Raw genomic sequence first — 22228 nt, forward strand, 5'->3', positions numbered from 1 at the left:
TTGACATTTTCTATTATAATTAAAGAAAATAGTATCAACAACTTTGACACCTATAGCAATCGCTCTCAAGAATCAGCCATGAAAGAGATCATTGCTGCGAACCTGAACCGCTACCGTAAAAGTCTAGGCTTGTCTCAAGAGCAACTTGCTGCAACTACCGGGGTAACTCGCCAGAGCATCAATAACTACGAGAACGCCAAAACTTTACCAGACAGCAAAATCCTCTCTGCTCTGGCGAGTGTTTTGGGCATTACACTCGATGACTTGCTACGCTCACAAGGTGAAGGACTACCCAACTTCCGGTTCCGCGCTCATGTTTCCTTTGACAAAAATGCCCAGTTTGCAGCCCAAGTGCTACGAATGCTGCAAACTTATAACGCCCTAGAACAAGCCGTTGGCTTACCGACCTACACCCCGGAAAGTACACCTTGCCATCAAGTAGAAGGCAACGAAAAGCACATTCAGACAATAGCTGCTTTGTTTCGCCATCGTCTGGGCTTGGGAGATGCTCCCATTGCCAACCTGTTTCAGTCTGTAGAAGAAATCGGCTTAAAAGTTTTACGCTCCTCCGTTCCCATTAAAGGTTTCTTTGGTCTGAGTGCTTGTAGTGATATTGAAGGTGCTTTTGTTTTGGTAAATACCCATAACATCACCATTGAACGTCAATTATTTACCCTTGCACATGAAATTGGACATCTAATCTTTCACCGTGTAGAGTACCAAGACACCCTGATTGAAGAAGGAACCAAAGAAGAAGAAAAAGCACGAGAAAAGGTGGCTGATTACTTTGCCAGTCACCTACTTGTTCCTCAAGCTGAATTTGAGCAGATATACTCACTTACCAAAGATATTGTCAAACTCAAACGGCATTTTCGGGTAAGTTACCTAGTCATCTTGAATCGTTTAGCAGAAATGAAAATCATTGATTTTGCTAAAGAGAAAGCCCAAATATGTGCTATTTATAAAAAGCAACATAATGGTGCATCTTTGCAAAACTCAATGGAATTACCACCAGCACTGCCTGCGGATGATTATCCAGAAAATGAACGTTATGAATTTCTAATTTGGCAGTCCTTAAAATTGGGCAAGATTTCAGAGATGAAAGCAGCAGAACTTCTCAACTTAACTGTTGAAAAACTGCGGGTGCGTCGTCAAGAAAATGAGGTTTATGCAGTCGCTTAACGGAACAATTCTTGACGCAACAGCACTCATTGATTTTCGTTGGCTGAACGAGTGGGGGTGGCTAAAACAGCACTACAGCCCGTTGTACATTGCCCAGGAACTTCTAGACTCAGATCAACTGGAAACCCAAACTCGTCAAGCTGCTAACCAATACTTAACACCTCTGGCTCTTTCCACAGAAGAGATGTTTGCCAGTTTTCTGGAATTTAACGTTAGAGCGCCCCTTTTAAGTGTCGCGGATCGATCTACGATTGCCATTGCCCGTCATCAATTGCTGATTTGTGCTAGTGATGACGGGCTAGTTGTTGAAACCTGCAAGGCATACGGTGTTACCTACACTAGAACACTGCGATTATTAGCTGAGATGGTAGAGACAGGACACAAAACAGTGATAGAGGTGACGGCAATGGCTGATTCATTAATCAAGGAGCGGGGTAAACACATTTCTCCCAGAGTTTTGGCAGATTGGACAACAAGTTTACAGAAGTATGGCACTAGCTAAAAATCAAATGTGGTTAGACTAAGTGCCATATAAGATTTGGTTGTAAAAGAGGTTTATTAGTAACGGAACGAAATACACTTTAAACCCATCTTTGCCTAAAACGAAACTGAATTATTATCTTTTAAAGAGCATAAAACCACCATTATTTCGTTGAATAACTACTGGGCTTTACCTAAAAAACTTCAATTTTGGCAAAATTGAACCACCCAAAAAGTGTTTCTGAAATGCTTATATAGTGTGGCAACCCATTCAATCCAACCCATCCATCAATAATTCAGACATCTCCAGTTGATCGCGATTGCGGTTATCGTCGTAAATTTGGAGCGTATTTAATTTAGCGTGTCTGCTGAGTTTCTGGGCTTTGCGGACATTGCCATCAGTTTTTTCAAGTACAGCTGTAATAGCACTATGGCGGCAACGGTGCGGACTCATGTGTTTTTCAACACCAGCCCGTTTAAACAAGCGTTTAACTATTTTATAAATGCCATCCCCGGTTAACCTGTTACCATAATTTTGAAAGTCCACCGAGGTAAACATCGGACGCGATGAAGACATATCACCACCACGGGCAATCACCCAATCAGTAATCGCAATGACCGTGACTTTTGGCAGGTTAATTGTCACTCGTACTTGCTTGCCCTTACCCAAAATTGATAGCGTCCCCTTATTTCCGTCAAAATGCCTCAAGTCCAAGGTGCTAATCTCATTTCTCCTCAAAGCATTGCCCCACAGTAGGAGCAGCAAAGCATAGTCCCGTTTCCCTACCTTAGTCGAGCGATCGCACCCCTTAATGACTGTCAAAAATTCCTCGCCTGTACAACCGCTAGTGTCGAGGTATGACTGCACTGGGATGCTGTCCACATCCACAGCATAGTTGCATACACCCAGCTTTCGGCCAAAAGCAACCAGAGACTTGATGGCCGCGAGTCGGCGGTTTATCGTGTTAGGTGCTAGGGAAGCTTCATTGAGTATGGCTCTGTATTTAGTAACTACCAGGGTAGCCTTGTGTCCCTCCAGATGCAAAAACTCCAGGATAGAATCGCGCTGAGGTGATCGCCCAGTCATGCGAGTAAAAAAATCGTTGATATCTTTGCGGTAAGCCCGACGGGTTCCCTCACTATTTTTGGATTTAAGCAGTTCCTCCAACACGTCGGGATCTGAGTCAATTACACCAGCAAAGTATGCCTCAATTTTCGCATTGAGGGCATTTTCTAATTTTTGGACTACAACTAACTCAACGGGTTCTGTATCTTTGCTCATGACCCACCCTAGCTGCGGTATTGGGAATGGCTGTTTCCAATACCAATGTTTATTATGCAGCTGCATGGGCCTAGATGAGTCTTAGATTTCAGTTACTTAATCAATTATGTTACTTCCTTGGCTCAAGAGATTGACGGATTAAATAAGTTGCAGGTGCTTGACCTCAGACGCACATCGCCACTGCGTGGCTCGTTTGCCTCTTCCGGTCAAGCACCCGCTTAATAAATAATTGCTGAAGGGGTGAATAATCCTAGTTTAAAAAAGTATAGTCAAAGATAAGAATCCACAAGTTTCCCCTGAGTTGACCACTTCTCATCTAGAAGGCGACAAGCGACATAAACAACATTTTGAGGATTGCGCTTGTGTCTGACATTCGTACCCCAGGAACGAACAGTATAATCACCTTGATAACCTAAAACAAGTGCAAGCTCGTCGTAAGTTAACTGCCATTTTTTCTTAAATTCTATTGGGTGCATAGTATTCACCTATTTCAAGTAATTAATTAGGAGTGTCTAGCGGACATTTGACTTATAACGGGGTATCAGAAAAAATAGAAAACTTGTGCATAACCATCAATAAATCTTTGACTTACCCCGCACTCTAGCTTTGGTCAATTTATTTATTTATGTGTCTAATAGGTATCTAGCAGACACGCGGATATAAATTATCAAAGGTAAGAATCTATTTGTTTGCCCTCAGCTGACCATTTTTCATCTAGAAGGCGACAAGCAACATAAACAACTTTTTGAGGGTTGCGCTTATGGACTCCATTTATCCCCCAGCAACGGACAGTGAAATCACTTTCATAACCCAGGACAAGTGCTAGATCGTTATAAGTTAATTGCCACTTTTTCTTAAATTCTATTGGGTGCATAGTATTCACCTATTTCCATAAATTAATTAACAGTGAAGAGCTAAGTATCAAAAGAAATCGGCTTACCGTTGAAATGGTTGTAAATATCCTCTGGGTTAAACCAGCTAGGCAGTGTACGCTCTGCCTCTAGATATTCCTCGCCATTGTCATCAAGCAAACCGCGAACAATCTTGACTCTAGACAGTGGGGTTTTACCGTTAGCTGAGAATTTTTGAATGAGGATTGTACCTGCCTCCCTCATGGCTTGCGTACCTTCGGGATAGCTTGAATTCGTGTCATTGTGGGTGATACCAGTAACATGAACTTTTGCTTTTCTAGTGTCTGTCAGATGCAGTTTGTAAAACTTTTCTGCGGGTTCACCAATCAACGATTTCAGGTTGGTGTACTCATCAATAAGCACTTGTTCAGGCGTTATAGTTGCAGATTGCTCTAGGTCATTTTTCCCTTTAATTCTTAATAGCCAATGCTCACAGAGAGTATCAAGCGCAGTACCTATCTCTAACTCGGACTCGGCAATATTTTGAGTATCAAGATATCGCCATGCTTTGGAGTTATCGCCAGTCGCGTGACGGTCAATCAAGTAGTAGATAGGAATTCCTAAACAATGCTTTCTAACAAGAGCTATAGCCGCGCTCGTGTAAGTTTTACCTGACCCCTGGCGACCGATTAACCACAGTGGGGTTAAGTTGTCGATAATCTTCCACAACCATCCGTCTTCATGCCCTTTAAGCGCTTCTATAAGCTCATTTGCTCGTTGCTGGTCAACTGATTGCTGATTGTCATTTTCTGCGATCGCGCCCTTGGTTTTACCCTCAATCTTGCCGCGTTCTTGCTCCGCTTTCGCCCTGTCTCTCAGGTTCTCAGAGATGGTTTTATCCATCACAGAATGATTAACAGCACGGGCTTTCATAAAGTCCTCTAGCTGAATTCGAGCTTTAGCGCGTTCGTTTTCCTCATCGGTTAGCCCTAATTCTTTACGAGAATGAACGTCTAGGTCAGTTAATCCATCTTTCAAGCGTTCACTATAAAGCTGGGTTGAATGCTGCTTAATTTCACGTTTGTACTTATTATGCTGCCAAGTTGCATAGTCGCCAGTCTTTTCGAGTTCGCCCAGTTCATAATCCGTGCGCTTGAGGCGTTGCGAACGCACAAGCAAGCAACCCACGACACCCCATAGCCCAATAACTGCAATCCCATATCCTAACAACTGATTAGGGTTGTCTGTAGGCAAATCACGCACCCATTGAATAGCATCGCCCTTGTAGGGAATGATGCTGCCATACAATCCGTAGCGATGCCATTCTTCAGTCAGGACAAAACGCGGCTGGTTGCAAAAACGCTTATCTAGCGCTATTTGACTGTGTACGCCGTTTGCTGACCTTGGGCAAAATTGAATTTGTGTCAGATCGTAAGGCTGACGTGTTTGCGATGTTGCTAGCCCGATGATTGCGGCTACACCACACACACCAGCCAGTGCTAACTCGAAAACACCCTGTTTCATTCCCGCCCCTTAAAAATAATTGCAATGGAACCAATGAATAAAGCCAACGCGACTGCAATACTTAGCCAAGGGTCTGATTGTGGATTCTGTTTTTCAATGGTTTGGATGTCTTGGCTAATCTGCGTGACTGTTTCTTTAGTCAAATTCTCAAAATATTGATGGTCTTTGACTGCTAGCCAAGTTGTGATACCTGCAAACACCAAGCCCCCAGCAGTTTTTAAAACATTTTGCATATTATCTACCTCTAGTCCGTCACTGTTGTAATTAACTCTCAAGCCTGTCAGCCCAGCGAGAGAGCCAACGCTGCATATAGAAAATGAGAGCGAAATTGCCAGCCAGAGATTAACGCTACCGCCAGTTATTAAGAGATATTTAGCTATCAAGAATCCCGTAGAATTTAGCGACCAGCCGACAAAGAATCTCGTCAATTTTTCAGTTGTATTGATAACGTCTTTGCGGTGCTGATTGCGTGATTCCAGGTGTGATATCAAGTCTTTTGGTAACGGCGTATCTGGGGCGATTTCGCTTACTACTTCTTCTTGTGACTCTTCAATGTCGTATGTCATATTACTGTCAGGATATTTATTTGCCCGACAGTCACTTTCGGCTGTGGCTGTCGGGCTTTAACTATTAGAAACCTAGTAGGGCATCCTTGATTTTTTGTACAATCGAGCGCCCTGCATATTGTTTTTTCGGCTTGAAATCATCACGAGCGTTATCACCCATTTCTAAGTAATACTTGCCCAGTTCTCTATCATGTTGTAGGTCAATTGTTTGTTGTCTAATATCTGTCTGCAATTCTGCCTGCAACATCTTATATTCACCGTCAACTTGCATCATGTGTTTGTCCACCCATGCTTTCAGCAATAGATGGTCTGTTGCTTGTTGATGGCGTAGCGTTTCTTTCTCCTTGGATGAAGCGAAATCAAGCTTCATCTCTTCTAGGATGTTAGCTAGATGAGTATCAGCTAAAATCGCTGACTGCACTGCTCTTTCAATCTTCTCGCCGCTTACACCAGCTTGTTTGTAGATGTCGCTTAGGACTACGTTTAAGTCCTCAGTCCCTTTGAGAGCAGCTAGCATCTGCTCTCTAACCTGTGGGGCAAATTCGCTAATCTTCGCCCCGTCATTACCCATTTGCCCTATCAGCTTTAGGGCTGATTTATCACCTGTTAGCGATCTGACTACTAAGTTAGTAGATGCATTGAATTTAGTTTTTAATTGGCGCTCTAGGTGGCGTGATTTGGAAGTTACCAGATTCTTTAGCTTCATTGAACTTTTCACAGCGATATTCCTTTGATGGGGTAAATATTTTGTTGCAGTGATACTCCATTCGCCTTACATATTGCTCAATAGTTGACTTTCGTTTGAGATATTGCTGATAGCTTGATTGCTCTAGCATTGGCAGATACAAGCAGTTGTACAAGGGTAAAATCACAGCACCGAGCGCACACAAACTAACAGCAATTCTTGAGAAGTAGCTCATTCTCATCCAGCGAATAAACAAGCACTCTCGCAGCGTCAAGTCATTACTATTGAGCCGCGTTAAGCCTTGCGAGGATTGAGAATTGGGTGCTTTTAATGTTTTGGCGGATGACTCCCATATCCGCTTTGATGTCTCCTGAGAAGTTATTAACCTTTTGGTTCAATCTAGAAGCCCTGTTGCTTACGTGTTCTCGCAAGTCTTGGGCGTTAGTCTCAAATGATTGCTCAATGACATCAAATTTCTGATCAACGTAGTTCTTGATTGCAGCCGTTACAGTACTGATGAATTGGCTGTAGTCGGTAAAAGTGTCGTCAACGTTTTCAGCAATGCTCAATGTTTCTTGTTCAGTTAACTCAAACCCCAGCGCGGATGATTGGGCTGTTACAATCTGACGCTTATCTTCACTAGTTACAGTGATGCTGTTAATCTCTCTTGAAGCGATTGTAAGCTGACTGTTATCAAGTTCTGGGTGTTCCTCTTCTACTTGTGAGAAAAACGTTTCTTCAACGGGTTCATCAACTACAGATAATTGGCTTGTCGATTTGACTTTGAGATAGTCAACGGCTTGGCTCAATTGCTCTTTGGTGGGATTGTCAAGGTCATCGCACTCGACAGCGATCGCTGCCGTTGTGTAATCGTCCTTGGTAAATCCTTGATAACCCTGTTTGTACAAACGAGCGCGGACGTTATTAGTAAATTTGTCAGACATAATGATTGCTCCTTAAAGGGCTAGTGTTAAAACTTCGATGGTTGCGGATTTCCGAGGTTGTGAACGCTTGTTGATTGCCCATTTAGCAGCAACAAACGCAACAAGGGCTAAATCTTTGCTCTGATATGAGTGAAGGGCGTTATAACTTAGATTTGCTTGGCTAAACCAGTAATAACGAGTGCTGCGTGGTACATCGTCAAGATTGATTTTTAGATAGTCTGCCAGCGCGACTAGGAATTGCTGACCTGTGTATTGAACTTCTTCGGCATCATAGAAGTGTTTAAAGGCTTGCCAGCGTTCACTAAAATCAGAGGTTCTAAAAGAAAAGGCTGAACACTTACGCTTCATAAGAGCATAGGTTTCAACAATGCTTATGGCTTTTTCGGATTCAATGGAGAGCGACAAATATTGTTTTAAGGATGCGACTGTGCGATACCAAGTGATATCTGAAATGCCTTTTCCCGTGATGCCCTCGTAAGTTTCTTTGAGCAAGCGATACTTAGCTACATATTTTTTTGTTGCCACATTAACTCTGTTTTATTACTTGAGTGTGTATAAAATTGACCGACTATCCGTAAATTCCAGTTATTTGACAGGCTTATTTAGCTAGAAACAGTTATCCTGATACACCAAATTAGCTAGGCACTATCAATAACCTTGGATCTTGGACTTTAGACAAATGTTTTAGCCTTGGTTTTATCGGCTATAACCACGTAATAACAAGGTTTGTCAGCTTTGATGACATACTGACACTTTCTCGTTTACCCCCACGAATACGCCCCTTTTGGACTAGTTGACGCGCTTGTAACTTTGCTTTTGAACGTTTTGCGCGGTGGTAGATGTTACCAAGGTTTAGAACAAACTCAGCTGTATTGAGTTGTGATTTATCTCTGCTGTGTGCTGTTTATATAAGCTCGGCACTTCGTAGCAGCGCCTTAGCACCTTGTCCCGATTGAGCTTTAAGTCAGCACTCTTAGACTGACGCGGTAAAGGACGGAAATAGTACTGGGTATATCTGATACTGTCGCTACTGGTTAAATATCTGTACAAGGTTCCATTAATCCAGTAAGTTTTGCTCTGGCTCAATAGCGTGACGCATCCTACAAGCTCTTTATCAATCATCATTTTTATCTCCCGCGACACACGCGCCTGTTAAGCTTGCACCTAAGAAGACCGATATAGATGCGATGGCACTTCCTTCAAAAATTTTGGCGTTGTAGATCCATGTGGGTTGATATTGATCGCCTCTACTTTCCTCAATGCGGTCAAAGCCGTGACAAAAGATAGAACCAACAACCATAAAACTAGTAGTTACCAAGCTCACAATTGCTACTTCTGACGCAGCATCGAGTATGAATGAGTTAATCTTTTCACGCCAATTCTTCACACGGCGAATGTGGATTACTGGCTTCTGTTCTAGATATGAATGCCACTCCGAATCAGTAAAATTTGTGGGCTTGTAATCATAGGGAACGTGAAAGTCCAATAGTTCGCCTACTGCTTGAATTGCATCCCCTAGCATCACATCTGGGGAGTATTCCAGTTGGCTGAATTCTTCAGAATCTCGGATTTCTCTGAGCCAGCGATCTATTGCTTCTAACCTTCGTAATTGATTTTGATTAAGCATTGTTCTCTGAAGGGGTAGTTCGTTGATTGCTTCTAAGTTGCGTAAATTGATATACATGAATCCTCTCTCGTGATGCAGACACGCACAATTACCGCGACCGCAGAAAATGAACGGACGCAATGCAGATATTGCTGTGAATAGTTGAATGCTCTCAAAACAGCGCTTGCAAGCCTTACAACCCTCGAAAGGAAGTCGCCTTAGCGTTTTGCGCTTGGGTCTTACTTGCGTCTGCCTTAAGTTATTGACGTATCGATAACCTTGACACTAATATAATAAGTGAAGTTAAGCAGAGTGTCAACACTCCGCTTACAATAATTGCAAATAGCTTAGAAGTGGTATTTAATAGCTCCATAAAGCATACTTTCTATGCGTAATGGCTACAAAAAAACCACGATTAACAATTTATATGGCATCACAGGAATTATTAGACGACCTACAAGCAATTGCCGATGAGCAACAACGATCAGTTTCCAATCTTGCTAGCATCGCACTTGCGGATTGGATAGCTCAATATAAAGAACAAAAAAAAGAGAACAAATAAAATTATCGACTCAGAGCAAACAAAAGGCGATCGCGTATAATGTTGACCCTGAAAGACCCACCAAGCGATTTTCAACTCCCGCCGCACAACGAAGCGGCATTAGAGATGATTAGGGAGGCGAAAGACTATGCTTCCACTCAAGCTCTAGCGGCTGGTGGTGCTGCGCTGGCTACAGGAGGCATAGTTCATCCATTTGGCTGGTTACTTTTTGGATTGGCTTACAAGCCGTTGGTGGTAACTCAAAAACTTGCGCGGTTGGAAAAATTAACAGCCTTACTTTTGGATGAGTTTAAAAGTGAGGAAATACAAGTCTTTCCAGTGCTGAAGCCCGAAGACAAGAACCCCATCGACTTGTTTATTAGGTTTCCGAGAAGGACACATCTGTTTATCTCCATTCGTTCACGGGGAGATAGTCAGGTGGTCTACAACGAAAAAAGGGAAATTCTACAGGTGAAAAAGAAAGATAAAAATGGTTTAACCACCTGGAAACCCTGCCCATTAGTTGAGCTATCGGATTACGAGAGATGGCTGACTAAAAATAGAGATTTGTTCGGAATGTCCTCGAAAGAGGTAACAAAAACACCGACAGGAAAAGTTTTGGTCTTATGGAGTCCAACTCAGGCAGCATCTGACCACAACCCACATCTTTATTCTGAGATGGGCAGTATGAAAATTCTGGCTCTCAGGAGAAAAGGTACTACGTTTGTAATTCAAGAGGAGGAAGTAACCGAGTTCATCAAGGCTTGGTTAGCCAAGTACGAATAGGCTAAAAGCTGAAAACCCTAAGTCTCGATGAGACAAACGGGCTTTCAATTGGAATTGGGGTATAGGTTTCGCCGCCTAATTAATATCCCTAATAGTAATCTTATCAAACCTTTTTGAGTGTTAAGCGATTGTAACACTGGCTACACAAAAAACGGCAACTCAGGAATTTTATCAAATTCGATTTCTGAACACTTGTATATAAGATTACTTTCGGGATAGCTCCAATTCCTCCAGCACACTTCAGGAGGAATAGCTCTCATGTTACCATTACAACAATTTAATCCCTCAGTATCAGCACAGTCAGCAGCTGAATCAGAAACTTTTTCTGCTGCTTTGACAAAACTTGAGTTGATTGAGAGTCGCATAATCAAGTTTGCGTTTAACGCTACTGGCACAAACAAAGACTGGGACTTTAAGAAGCTGGCCGGCAACTTCGTTGATGTAGAAGGCACTCTAGCCGATGTCCAGCAACATATTAAAGCAGGTCACGCCATCTGTGCTGGCTTGTTGGATGGTAAATGGCGCAGTAAGGCCAATATTATCGGATCTCAGTGGCTACTACTCGACATTGATAATTCCAATATCGCCCGTGATGCTTATGACAAGCCGATTAAAGACGAAAACGGGAATTACATCAAAGTTTACGATCACCAATTAACGATCGAAGAAGCCTTAGCCCATCCCTTCATTAAAAAACACTGTGCTTTAATTTACACCACCGCCAGTCACAGACCAGACTGGCATAAATTCCGGTTGGTTTTCCTTCTGCCCGAATATGTCCAAGGCGCTGACACTGTAGAAGCTTGTACACGCTTCCTCATGCAGCAGTTGCCCCATGACCCAGCTTGTAAAGATGCAAGTCGTGTTTTCTACGGCAGCACAGAGGCAGAATTCCCGCTAGTCAACCCTGAAGCCACTTTACCAGCAGAATGGATAAGTGAAGCGATCGCGATCGCGCAAATTGAGCGTATTGAGTATCAGCTAAGAATCCAAGAAATTGAATCACGGCGTAAAGAGTGGCGTGAGATTTCCCTCGCTGAAGGCTGGGATATTGACCAGCTAATCCAGAATGCGCTTTCATTCATCCCACCACGTACCCCAGGAAGCGGTAACTATGACGAATGCCGTCAGGTGTTGATGGCACTGGTTAACCATTATGGGGCATCAGAAGCGGAAATTATAGCCGAGCAGTGGTCGCCCAGTATCAAAGGCTCAACTTGGAACATCCACGCCAAGATTCGCAGTTTTCGGCGTGGGGGAATTACGATCGGAACACTGTTTCACATTGCCAAACAGTATGGTTTTCGCTTTCCTAAACGGCAGTACGAATATAACGAACGCGACCAAGGAGTAATTAGCCGTGAACAGTGGGAGCTTGGGCAAATCAGAGAGGACTTAAGCAGCTTCCAAAATTTATTAAAGCAAGCGTTGTTTACCGCCGTAGGCATCGCTCCATTTAGTTCGATATTTAAAGGATTTAAAGCCCCACCAACACCAAAGCCCTTACCCGAAATTGACACGCCTTTGCCCAATGTAATTATTTACAAGCCCGGCAATATCCCGTTCCGAACTGAAGTTACAGGCAATATCTCTATCTCCTGCCAGCCAGAAGAACATATTACCGCATGGGTGGAAGCTGTTTCTAAAGGGTGGACGCAAATTTTAGATAATTCCCACCCAGGACTGGGCAAGTCTTACAACGCGGGGCAACTGACGGCGGGGCTATTCGGTGTTGATAAACTAATTTACCAGGATGCCAACCACAGAAACCCATCTACACTGCCCATTGAGACGAATTTTGTTGACTTACCAGTGCGTCACAACGGCTTTAAACTTGACCCCACCCGCAAAACTCCTACTGGTGAGGATTTTAAACTGTGGACTAAAGCGGGTGAGACTGCCGACACTGACGGCAATTGTCACAGAACTTACTTATTTAACGCATTTCGTAACAAGAATTTTAGCAGCCTTGATTTTGAAGAGAGTGGCATCAGCCCCATCTGTGGCGGTTGTTCCCTTAAAAATCAGTGCCGTTTTTCTTACGGGGACGGTTTTGGATTCCGCTTTCAAAAGCGCAGTGCAATTCAAAATTATTCTGAACTCAGAGCGCACCCAGACTCTACACCAGTTACCTTAACTAATGCTGCTGACCAAACTTTCACTGTTGGGCGGTTCTGGGAAGAAGCTGGCACACTCATCAAGCCCGTGCGTAATGTTGATGTAAACCAAGGCGATTTTGAAACCACCGTGGGCAAACTGCTACTGTTAGAACCAAATCTTCTATCACAGCTGCAACCTGCACTCTTAGTTTTACACCAACTGCTTACTCAGCACCTTTTACCCACTGACCGCTACGGGTTCGATGATGCCAGCATCCGTGCGCTGCTGCCCCCTTTCCCCACAGGCTTAGATATCGAAGCGATTCGCCAAGCCTCAGAACCTGATTTAACTTTCTTAGAGGACTTGGACTCAATTGATATTACCCAAGATAAACAACTCAAAAAAAGTGCTGCGGCTCGTTATGCTGCCAAAAAGGTAGTTAAAGACAGCGCACGAACGGCTGGTAGGGAGTTTCTTGACTTGCCTAATTACTGGTTGCCTGACTTCCTGGAAGCTTGGAAGGGTGACGGTAGTTTTCAGTCTCAATGGGGTGTACTCAGCATTTACCGCCGAAACCCCAAGCATACTGAATTGGCCAACTCTGCCAAATTTAATATTTATCTTGATGCCACTTTCAAATCTCACAAGTTGAAATTGAAACTGGGCATCGATGATCCTGTATTAGTCATTGAGCAGCAACGCCCAGACTACGGCAATTTAAAAGTCGTCAACGTTACTGGGCTGGGTAAACTGCCCAAAAATCGCTCTCTTCCACTTACTGCCCGTGTTAATGCTCTCAAAGAAACCTTGAAAGAACTCTGCCCCAACCTTGGCATTATCGATTGGAAACAGATTGCAACCCAAGCCGAAGGCCGCACAGAATACGGTCACTTTGTCGATGGGCGTGGTGTTAATCGGTTTAGTGATGTTTCTGCGATCGCAAGTTTTGGCATTCCCTACCAAAACATCGGTGTTTTAGCAGCACAATATCAGGTGATGACTGGTGAAAGGGTCAACCTGGAAGATAAAAACAGCGCTTTCCAAAAGTATCTCACAGACCTGATCCGTGCAGAAATCATCCAAGAGATTGGGCGATTACGTTCACATCGTCGCCCCAATGTGGAGCTAACATTCTACTTCTGCGCTGATTATGACCTCAATTTCCTTTTAAGGGAACTGCCAGGAGTAAAATTAGAGGTTGTTGATGCCTGCGATTTCTGCATTGAAGCTGGTAGCCGAGATCAGCAAACAGGTCACGCCATCGTCAAAGCCTTCACCCACCTTTGGGAGTCGCAGCAGAAAATTGGTCAAACTGCGATCGCCAAAATCATAGACACTACCCAAGGATGGGTGAGCCGATTTACCCAGAGATGGGGGGGCTGGCAGCACTTTAAAAAATTATTACTCTTGCTATTAGATAGTCTTAATAGCGGTAGTAATAAAAATTTGGCTGACTTAGACGACGATGAAAAGTGGCTAGCCCGTACATACTTCCCGATGTTGATTGCTGAATCGGAGTCATTACCAGATCACGTGTTAGAGTCAATGGCGGAAGTTGCCCAAGTTTTTGGTACTAGAGCGATGCGGCGAGTTTTACACAGATGTAGCCCGGCTGTTAGGGCTGACTTACTGATGACTTTCTTTCGTTGTCTGCCCACCGAAGTTTATTCAATTTCAGTTTCTCCACTCTCTGCATCACTCGCAGAACCTGCACTATCACCTTGAACAGTCATAAGAACTGATTCTAGACGATAACCAGCTTCGCGGATGTAATAAGAAGCTGCACCCACGTCTTCAAACACGCTGTCAAATTGCGGATGAGTTGACGGAAAAATCTTTCTCAGGCGTGAGCTGATTCCTGAAAGTTCTTGCTGAATTGCGATTAGTTCTTGAGTATCATCATCCATGACTTATTTACCACAAAGATAGCTGCCCCGGTGAAACATTTGATTTACCACCTTGATGGTAATGAAGGTGACAGCCACTGCAAAGAGCTATAAGGTTGCCTCTGTGGTTATTTGCCGGATTTCTGTCCCAATGATGAACCTGTAGGGTGTACACTCTGCGTTTTGAGCGTGTAATCTCTGATGTTTTTTCACCAGGGGGAATGCACTGTAATCCACATTTTTGACAGCACCATTTAGCCTCTTGTTTAACTGCGATCGCAAGGTCTGACCAATTATCTGGGTATAGAGAATAGGTGAACGTCATCAGTTTAATTAAACTAAAGCTTTGAGAATTGTAATGCTTCTAGGGCTGGGCTACGTTTGAAAAAATATTACTCCTGCTATTAGATAGTCTTAATAGCGGTAGTAATAAAAATTTGCCTGACTTAGACGACTAATGCACACCCAGTTTTGGGGAATCCGCTTTGAAACAACAAATTTTTACCGCCGTCGTCTAAGATTAGGATCTGTCCCCAAATTTTTCTCAACTCGTTGAAGCTTGGCATTACTCCAATCAGTATTCTGCAAAATTTTCTGTAGAGACTCGGTAGTTTCAATAGGAGTAGGGATCGGAAAAAGGTGTGAATAAATCCAAAATAGAATAAAAAACGAGATCGGAGAGACAAGCCAGATTCTAATAGCTCTAGTCCAACCTTTAACGACCGATTCCACGTCTTTTTGGTTCAACAGAGATATTCCCGTCTGAATCTCGTTCAATTGTTCTTGCAACGGTTGGCTCAATTTCTCTGGTTGCCTTGGGGAGATATTGTTCAAATTCTCGGAGAGTTTGGTTAAGCTCGTCAATTGCTTGAGTTGTTGCTGAGACGTTAAATTTAATGCGCTCAAGGCTGTCCCTAGCTGATTGCAACTGGTCGCTAGATTTTTGATATTCTCCGTGTGGTCGGCTTGAATCTTCAATTGCTCCGCCGTCAGTTGACTCCATTCGTTTAGCTCTACCTGTAAATTTTCAAATAATAATTTCCAATCATTTGGTGCAGTTTCTGTCAGTTGTGCCAAATAACCAATGTACTGCACTAACCGAAATGCTGGGTCATCTTGTTTCATCCCAGAATCAAGGGCAAAGCGTAAGACTTTCGCTTGAAACTCCGGCGGCTTTTCTGATAGCAACCTATCTAAATGTGATACCGCACCATTGCCATTACCATTACTTACAGCCATTACTCTAACCCCAACTGTATAGCCGCCTTAGAAAACTCAGTTTCAACCGCATCAATCCAGCCAAAAACTCTCGATTGATTACTCAAACTAAAATCGTCATGCTCTAGCGCCTCCCTGAAAGTAAGATCCTTCGAGTCAACGAGGTCAAAAATATCGTCATATAACTCAGGCAATAACAGTTCAGTTGCCCCCAGTGCTTCTACAGCCTGCTTTATCTTAGAATTGTTGTAGCGGGTGAACTTGTGTTCATCACCCCAGTAAAGGTTTTTCACAACTACATAATCAACTTTATCACCGCAGAAATCCACCAGACGTTTTAACTGCAATAGACTATCTTTGACTCGACCCAGCACAGACACCATAGTGATGCGATAACCCAAACGCTGGGCATTTTGAAACAGAAAAATATCCTTAGCCACTGACTCAAAATACTCAGCAGCCCCAGCAGGCAGATCCACAAGGGAAACTTGAGGAGATAAACGCTTTAAATCATCCTGTAAAGCATCAGCACCACCGCGCTGATTAAGTTTGAGCGTTTGCACCCCTGGTTGAACTTTGTTGTAGTGGCGATAAAGCTGAGGATTAGACTGGTCACACTCATAAGCGATGCAGTTGATATTTCTGTGGCGGTAAATGTCGAGTAGGATTCTAGCCATGACACTTTTACCAGTCCCGCCCTTATCCCCAGTTACCAACACCAAGCGCCCAAGAGTTTTTGGCTGTTCAGTTGCTTTTTGTTCCTGAACTGGGTCAGCCGATTGTTTAGGTTTGACTACCATCTACAAATCCTCATCTGAAATGATTTGAGGCACAAAAGCAGGACGAGAGGAGTTTTGATTCTCTGGAGCTTTAACATCAGAGGTCTTTTTAGCCGTTTTAGGAGTTTTAGAAGTTGTTGATTTTGAAGAAGCTGGTTTTGATTCTGGTTTTGATTCTGGTTCTGATTTCGACTGAGATTTTTGAACGGACTGACTACTGCTTTGCTCTATCGCCGAATTCTTGTCTAAAGCCGGCTCATCAATAACTTGTGTATTGGTATTCTCTTGGTTAGGAGGAGTGACTGATTTTTTGCGCGTAGACCGACGAATATCGTTAAGTAAATAACGGATACGTTCAGGACTAATGTTGATATCCAAAGGGGCTAAAGTTTTAGACACTTCCTCGTAGCTATAGCCCAGACGAAGCACCCGCTCAATTTGACGGCGCATCTTTTTAATAGCCGCTCGTGCCGGGATATCATCTAATTCCTTAGCACCCAAAGCGCGTAGAGCATCAAGAGCGTCTGGAATCTTTGACTTAGGAATACTGTCTTTAGCCACAAGAATAAAAATCAAACTAATGTTTATGTTTAAAACTTTACTTGAATATGCAGCATCTATCTAAAGACAGGTAATTATCAATGCAACAAATAGTTAAGAAACAGCAATAGATATTAACGTAACTGATTGAACAGTGATTACTAAGAACGTGTAAGATAACTCACGAACAGTTAATCAAAAACAAATCACATAGTTATCACCAATAATTACCCACACTGTAATTTACGTCAACTCGTTAGTAATATCATCGTGGTGGTAGCCGAAGATTACGCACTTTGCCCCCACGCGGGTAGTTCCCCTAGTCCTTCTGCCTCCCCGAAAGACTGGTAAGGAGCAAGCCATGCCTACCCCTGCGGGGTGTCCTCGCTACGCTCGACTCGGCAGGCTTGCCAAAGGGGGAAGTATCCCCACTTTGGAAACCCCCTCAAAAACCACATCAACTTTTGTTTGACTTATGCCCAAAGCTTCTTCTCAGTCACTCGTCCGCACCAAAATGTTACAAGTGCGATTCAGCCCAATTGAATACGAGATGATTCGCTCAAAAGCGGAAGATACGAGCATGAGTTTGGCAGAATTAACAAGACGTTGTATATTACTGCGACCAATCCCACCACCACCGCCGCGATTGGGCAGAGTGACAGTAGACACATACTTAGAACTTTCACGCATCGGCAACAATATCAACCAACTGGCTAAAGCCACCAACACCGCCATTAAAATGCAGTTGCCACCGCCAGCATCACCAGAACTTCTACAAGATTTACTAGAACTGCTACAACACTGCCAACGGGAAATAGCCAATACCTTCATCGAAGAATCGGACGAGGAAACAGATGATTGGCAACCAGACTAAAGGGCGAGGATTCCGAGGACTGCTGAATTATTTGGAGTCTCAGAAAGATGCCAAACTCATTGGTGGCAACATGGGCGGCAATAACGCCCGCGCACTGGCCAGAGAATTCAAAATTTCCCGACAACTAAACCCAGAAGCTGACCGAGTAGTGTACCACGCATCATTATCACTACCAGAAAACGAGCGACTAGACGAACCAACTTGGAACGAACTTGCTAACCGCTATCTCGAAGAGATGGGCTTTGACAGTAACCAGTACGTAGTCTACAGACACAGCAACACGGAACACGACCACATACATATCTGTGCTAGTCGCATTCGGTTAGATAACGGGAAGATTGTACATGATAGCTGGGATTACAAGCGTAGTGAAACCATTATTCGGCAGCTAGAACGAGATTACGGCTTACAACAAACCCAGAGTAGCCATGAGAAATTATCGCGTAATCCCAGTATTGGACAACAAAAACGGCTAGAAAGAGAACATGATGAATATATCAACGGTGAGCGCCTTACACCACAAGAACGCCCTATTAAGCAACAACTCCAGGAACTAATCGACCGCGCTACCCAAGACAAACCGACTATGCCCCTACTGGTTGAGCGATTGCAATTACAAGGTGTAGAAGTTCGCCACGGCTTAACACGTAACGGCAAAAGTAAGGGCATCTCGTACTCGTGGAATGACCAGAAATTTAGCGGCACTTCTTTGGGGCCTGCTTATACATTCCCAGGTTTACAAAAACATAAGGGGATTGACTACCAGCCACAACGGGATGATGAGCGTATTGAGCATCTGTTGAAAAATCCTAGAGAGCGAACAGTTGTCAGCCAACAGTTACAAACCTCACGACAAGATTCGGCATTAACAGCTAGCCCAGTCCGAGAACTTGAGCGAGGTTCAAGTCAGTCATTCGAGGCGATTACTGCAATTGTCCGATATCTTGAACTACAAGAAATTGAGCAGTCATTAACAAAGTCTTCCCTAAGTGAAACGTTACCACAATTAACAGAACAACTGTCCGGGTATCGGCAGCAGCTACAAGCAAGAAGAACCGCATTCGACGGACTAGACGCGGCGATTACTCAAGAGTTACAATCCCATACAGAGAAAAGAGCTATTTTATCAATTTCTGATTATATTGAGCAATCGGCTGTTGAATCAGCATTAACCCAAACAGTATTAGAATTAACGCAACAACTTTCTCAATACAAAGAGGAACTCATTACAGCTAAAACTACATTCAATGACCTGGATGCAGTTCTTGCGACTGAATTACAATCATATCTAGAGAAGAGAGCCATTTCATCAATTTCTGATTATATTGAGCAATCGACTGTTGAATCAGCATTAACTGAAACAGTATTAGAATTAACACAACAACTTTCTCAATATCAGCAGCAATCAGCCGGAAGAACCATATTCGACAACCTGGAAGCAGCGATTGTTTATTTGGAGCAACTTCATAGATCGCAAACAACAGTAGACGCAATTGCTCTTAATCAAACTCCAACTATAACCACAGATGAACCAAAGCTAAAAGATAATCTTTCAGCCGAGTTATATGAGTATTACAGCGCCGACTTGCAAAACTTATTAGTGACTGACCGAGATAAAGAAATCGCTATACGGGCGTTATTAGATAATAAGCCATCTGAGGAGGTTGAAGAAATTATCTTTGCCAGTCCAGCCGGATGGACTACTGATGAAGCCAGAGAATTGGTACTAATTGCTAACAATCAACTGGCACACTTACAAGAACAACCCCAGTTTACACCACCGCCAGAGGATGAAAGCCTACGCCCAGTATTACAGCATTTCTTGACTCAAAAACGCGGTATAACAAACTTCCTTGTACACCCATTACAGCAGCAGGGGTTGGGTTACATAGACCAGCACCGAAATGTTGTCTTTATCAAGCGGGATTTAAACGGTGAAAAGTCAGGCGCACTGCTTTGGGATACCGCACGTCTTGACAATCGTTGTACGGAGTACCCCGAAAACAGCGATCGCTCCGAGGGGTGGTTTCACCTAAAATTGGGTGGAGAGGCAGACGACAAAATCGAGAGAGTATTCTTGTGTGACTCCCCCATTGATGCGTTGACAATGGCAGAGATTGACAGGAATGGAAACAAGGGGCAACCACCAGTTAGAACAATGTACATAGCAGTGGATGACCCGAATAACTTGCCCTTTGAACTTCTCAGAAACATCAACAGGATTGGGGTGGCATTTAATAACGATGATCAAGGCAATGAAGCGGCCCAAGTCGTTCAGGAAATTTTACCCCAGGCTAAAAGAATTGCACCTAGTGGGCTAACTTGGAATGAGATTCTGATTGAACAGCAACAACAGAAGCAAGAGGAGTTGGAGCAAAAGCAACGGGGACGAGGGTTTAGTCGATAATCTCATGTTGACCCGACGAACTCGTGACCGCTACGCTCTCGGAGTCGGTGGCTCTTACGGGCAGGGAGATTACTGGTTAGGCCAACTAGATCCTGTACGCCCGCAAAAGCCACTCCGCTGCGCCGACTCCGAGCCACGAGTTCTTAAACCTTGGAAAGATGCTTTGACTACTGGCAGCGATCACTTGACTAGTCAAATAGGATTACTGAGTATAGTGTTAATGCCAAATCAGTATTTATACGATAAAATTTTGTTGTAATAAATGATACTTTTATTTTAGTTATGTAAGATTTTTCACATGGCAATTAGTTTTTTTGAGTTACTTAACACTGTTATAGATAAAGAGACTGATTTCATCTCGAATCAGTTAGAAATACCTGTAGACCTAGTTTATGAGTCTATTCTGGAGGAAGCTGAACGCAATCAAACAGAGTGGTACTCCAATGAAGTTCCCAACCTAAACTATCAAGATCCTGCTTGCCGACTTGCATATCTGTATATTGTTGCTGCTGCCAATGCCAGCACCTTTCAGCACGTTTTAGAATCAAATCAAGACTTGCGTAATTATGTATTAGGAATTGCGAAAGAGCGTCACGAGGTAAAAATTTGTGCTTTTGGTGCTGGGCCTGGTACAGAGTTAATGGCTATGGCAAGGTTTCTTGAGCAACAAAAGCTTGGAGTCTCTATCAGCGTCGATTTTCAACTGCTCGACAAGGTTCAGGAATGGGCAAGCTCGTGGTACGGCATAAGAAATCAAGTGAATGAGTCTTTCAGGCATCTATATGGTGCTAATCGCTCAACATGGCCAATGATACCATCAGGTAATTTTTTAGCTTGTGATGTCACTGAGTTGGATCGATTCTCTTATCTTGGGGATGTATGGAAGCAAGATATATATGTATTAAATTTTTTATTGTCTGAAATATTCAATGATGATCCTGGATTACGCTCCTTTCTAAGTCAAGTCGCCAAATTTGCACCTACAGGAGCAAGATTTGTTTTTATAGAAAGACGTGGATATAGGTGGGAACAACAGATTCAGCACATTGCTAGAGAATCAGGATTAGTCCTTTCTAAATTCATTGAGTCACCAAATGGTAAACTAGTTGGTGAAGATCCAACAAAGTTAGGTCGAATATATGATGCTATTCAAGAAAGAAGAAAGCCTCGTTTAACTTGGAACGTTGTGTACAGTATTGGTGTTAAGCAATAACTTAAATAAATTGCAAATTTAGTTTATTTAATGCAATACGATAAGGATACTCAGTTAAGCCTTAACCTTTGGGGACAGTCTGCACTTCCTTCAAATTTGCAGGTAGACAAGCTTTCTGTTCCTGATGCAGAAATTATCCTCTACCCTAGCTATTTTACTGAAGAGGAAAGTGACGGAATACTCCAAAGGTTATTCATGGAAGTTAATTGGCGACAAGACAAGATCAAATGCTATGGTAAAGAAATAGACTTACCCAGGTTAACTGCCTGGTATGGTGATACTGGTAAATCTTATACATATTCAAACATTGCGATGAATCCAATATCTTGGACACCAGTGTTGTTGTTTATTAAGGATAGAGTTGAAGAGATAGCCCAAGTCTCCTTTAACAGTGTTTTGCTTAATTTTTACCGTGATGGTAAAGACAGTATTTCTTGGCACTCCGATGATGAGCAAGAATTAGGGAAATATCCAGTCATTTCTTCTGTTAGTTTTGGAGGTGAAAGAAAACTCCAGTTCAGGCATAAATATAATAAAAATTTAAAAAAATTAGAATTAAATTTAACTAATGGTAGCCTTTTAATTATGAAAGGTAAAACACAGGAATATTGGCAGCATCAGATAGCTAAAACTTCAAGAACTGTGATGCCAAGAATAAACCTGACTTTTAGAATCATAAAGTGAATAAAGTTAGTAAATTACTAAAGTACGTTATGCAAAATTTCTTTACGACGTGTCCCACTTTGCCGTTATCTCGGCGGATA

Annotated in this window: 24 protein-coding genes; 10 read left to right on the forward strand and 14 right to left on the reverse strand. The window is 43.0% G+C overall.

Annotated elements, in window-relative coordinates; all coding sequences use genetic code 11:
• Together NLP_RS32410 and NLP_RS32415 are read left to right on the forward strand one after the other, a co-directional pair.
• Positions 1–1182 (forward strand): helix-turn-helix domain-containing protein, encoded by a 1182-nt coding sequence (locus tag NLP_RS32410; RefSeq protein ID WP_234017419.1) that lies wholly within the window; start codon positions 1–3, stop codon positions 1180–1182.
• Positions 1169–1684: a hypothetical protein gene (locus NLP_RS32415; RefSeq protein WP_104910295.1), complete on the forward strand. Its 516-nt coding sequence runs from the start codon at positions 1169–1171 to the stop codon at positions 1682–1684. The genes NLP_RS32410 and NLP_RS32415 overlap by 14 nt, the downstream gene beginning before the upstream one ends.
• Before the next feature lie 249 nt (positions 1685–1933).
• Here NLP_RS32415 and NLP_RS32420 read toward each other — a convergent pair whose 3' ends face one another.
• The 9 genes from NLP_RS32420 to NLP_RS32465 all read right to left on the reverse strand — a co-directional run bounded on the left by NLP_RS32420 (position 1934) and on the right by NLP_RS32465 (position 9198).
• Complete coding sequence (locus NLP_RS32420) at positions 1934–2944, reverse strand: tyrosine-type recombinase/integrase (RefSeq protein ID WP_104910296.1); 1011 nt, start codon at positions 2942–2944, stop codon at positions 1934–1936.
• A 269-nt stretch (positions 2945–3213) separates the two neighbouring features.
• On the reverse strand, positions 3214–3420 hold the full coding sequence (locus tag NLP_RS32425) for a hypothetical protein (protein ID WP_104910297.1): 207 nt from the start codon (positions 3418–3420) through the stop codon (positions 3214–3216).
• A 438-nt stretch (positions 3421–3858) separates the two neighbouring features.
• Positions 3859–5319 (reverse strand): hypothetical protein, encoded by a 1461-nt coding sequence (locus tag NLP_RS32435; protein WP_104910299.1) that lies wholly within the window; start codon positions 5317–5319, stop codon positions 3859–3861.
• On the reverse strand, positions 5316–5885 hold the full coding sequence (locus NLP_RS32440; protein WP_104910300.1) for a hypothetical protein: 570 nt from the start codon (positions 5883–5885) through the stop codon (positions 5316–5318). Before NLP_RS32440 ends, NLP_RS32435 begins: the two co-directional genes overlap by 4 nt.
• Positions 5886–5949: 64 nt before the next feature.
• Entirely contained in the window at positions 5950–6591 is a 642-nt protein-coding gene (locus NLP_RS32445) for a hypothetical protein (RefSeq protein WP_104910301.1), read from the reverse strand.
• Entirely contained in the window at positions 6530–6805 is a 276-nt protein-coding gene (locus tag NLP_RS33945; protein ID WP_158680647.1) for a hypothetical protein, read from the reverse strand. The genes NLP_RS32445 and NLP_RS33945 overlap by 62 nt, the downstream gene beginning before the upstream one ends.
• Before the next feature lie 46 nt (positions 6806–6851).
• Positions 6852–7514 (reverse strand): hypothetical protein, encoded by a 663-nt coding sequence (locus NLP_RS32450; protein ID WP_104910302.1) that lies wholly within the window; start codon positions 7512–7514, stop codon positions 6852–6854.
• Between the two features lie 12 nt (positions 7515–7526).
• Complete coding sequence (locus tag NLP_RS32455; RefSeq protein WP_104910303.1) at positions 7527–8039, reverse strand: hypothetical protein; 513 nt, start codon at positions 8037–8039, stop codon at positions 7527–7529.
• Between the two features lie 589 nt (positions 8040–8628).
• Complete coding sequence (locus tag NLP_RS32465) at positions 8629–9198, reverse strand: hypothetical protein (RefSeq protein ID WP_104910305.1); 570 nt, start codon at positions 9196–9198, stop codon at positions 8629–8631.
• Positions 9199–9514: 316 nt separating this feature from the next.
• On the opposite strand from NLP_RS32465, the gene NLP_RS33950 reads away from it, so the two are divergent.
• The 3 genes from NLP_RS33950 (at position 9515) to NLP_RS32475 (ending at position 14272) form a co-directional block, all read left to right on the forward strand.
• Positions 9515–9682: a ribbon-helix-helix domain-containing protein gene (locus NLP_RS33950; RefSeq protein ID WP_158680648.1), complete on the forward strand. Its 168-nt coding sequence runs from the start codon at positions 9515–9517 to the stop codon at positions 9680–9682.
• A gap of 39 nt (positions 9683–9721) precedes the next feature.
• Complete coding sequence (locus NLP_RS32470) at positions 9722–10447, forward strand: hypothetical protein (protein WP_104910306.1); 726 nt, start codon at positions 9722–9724, stop codon at positions 10445–10447.
• A gap of 258 nt (positions 10448–10705) precedes the next feature.
• Positions 10706–14272, forward strand: coding sequence for a PriCT-2 domain-containing protein (locus NLP_RS32475; RefSeq protein ID WP_104910307.1), 3567 nt, complete (start codon positions 10706–10708; stop codon positions 14270–14272).
• Here NLP_RS32475 and NLP_RS32480 read toward each other — a convergent pair.
• From NLP_RS32480 to NLP_RS32500, 5 genes are all read right to left on the reverse strand, one after another.
• Positions 14212–14454 (reverse strand): hypothetical protein, encoded by a 243-nt coding sequence (locus NLP_RS32480; RefSeq protein WP_104910308.1) that lies wholly within the window; start codon positions 14452–14454, stop codon positions 14212–14214. The two genes, NLP_RS32475 and NLP_RS32480, sit on opposite strands and share 61 nt — an antisense overlap.
• Positions 14455–14461: 7 nt before the next feature.
• Complete coding sequence (locus NLP_RS32485; protein ID WP_104910309.1) at positions 14462–14758, reverse strand: HNH endonuclease; 297 nt, start codon at positions 14756–14758, stop codon at positions 14462–14464.
• Between the two features lie 176 nt (positions 14759–14934).
• A complete protein-coding gene (locus NLP_RS35420; RefSeq protein ID WP_234017420.1) occupies positions 14935–15672 on the reverse strand; it encodes a DUF6753 family protein in 738 nt (245 codons plus the stop codon).
• Positions 15672–16451 carry a hypothetical protein gene (locus tag NLP_RS32495; RefSeq protein ID WP_234017421.1) on the reverse strand — a complete coding sequence of 260 codons (780 nt, stop codon included), beginning with the start codon at positions 16449–16451 and terminating at the stop codon, positions 15672–15674. Before NLP_RS32495 ends, NLP_RS35420 begins: the two co-directional genes overlap by 1 nt.
• Entirely contained in the window at positions 16452–16991 is a 540-nt protein-coding gene (locus NLP_RS32500; protein WP_234017422.1) for a hypothetical protein, read from the reverse strand.
• Positions 16992–17445: 454 nt separating this feature from the next.
• On the opposite strand from NLP_RS32500, the gene NLP_RS32505 reads away from it, so the two are divergent.
• From NLP_RS32505 to NLP_RS32525, 5 genes are read left to right on the forward strand one after another with little or no spacing between them, the layout of a single operon-like run.
• Positions 17446–17844: a plasmid mobilization protein gene (locus NLP_RS32505; protein ID WP_234017417.1), complete on the forward strand. Its 399-nt coding sequence runs from the start codon at positions 17446–17448 to the stop codon at positions 17842–17844.
• Positions 17825–20251, forward strand: coding sequence for a relaxase/mobilization nuclease domain-containing protein (locus NLP_RS32510; protein WP_104910310.1), 2427 nt, complete (start codon positions 17825–17827; stop codon positions 20249–20251). Before NLP_RS32505 ends, NLP_RS32510 begins: the two co-directional genes overlap by 20 nt.
• Before the next feature lie 4 nt (positions 20252–20255).
• On the forward strand, positions 20256–20510 hold the full coding sequence (locus NLP_RS32515) for a hypothetical protein (protein WP_104910311.1): 255 nt from the start codon (positions 20256–20258) through the stop codon (positions 20508–20510).
• Positions 20511–20549: 39 nt separating this feature from the next.
• Positions 20550–21464, forward strand: a complete 915-nt coding sequence (locus tag NLP_RS32520; RefSeq protein ID WP_104910312.1) for a hypothetical protein — start codon at positions 20550–20552, stop codon at positions 21462–21464.
• 30 nt (positions 21465–21494) lie between these two features.
• The gene (locus NLP_RS32525; protein ID WP_104910313.1) at positions 21495–22148 is read left to right on the forward strand and encodes an alpha-ketoglutarate-dependent dioxygenase AlkB family protein; all 654 of its coding nucleotides are present in this window, start codon (positions 21495–21497) and stop codon (positions 22146–22148) included.
• Positions 22149–22228: the final 80 nt, after the last annotated feature.

This window comes from Nostoc sp. 'Lobaria pulmonaria (5183) cyanobiont', from assembly GCF_002949795.1.
GTDB lineage: Bacteria > Cyanobacteriota > Cyanobacteriia > Cyanobacteriales > Nostocaceae > Nostoc.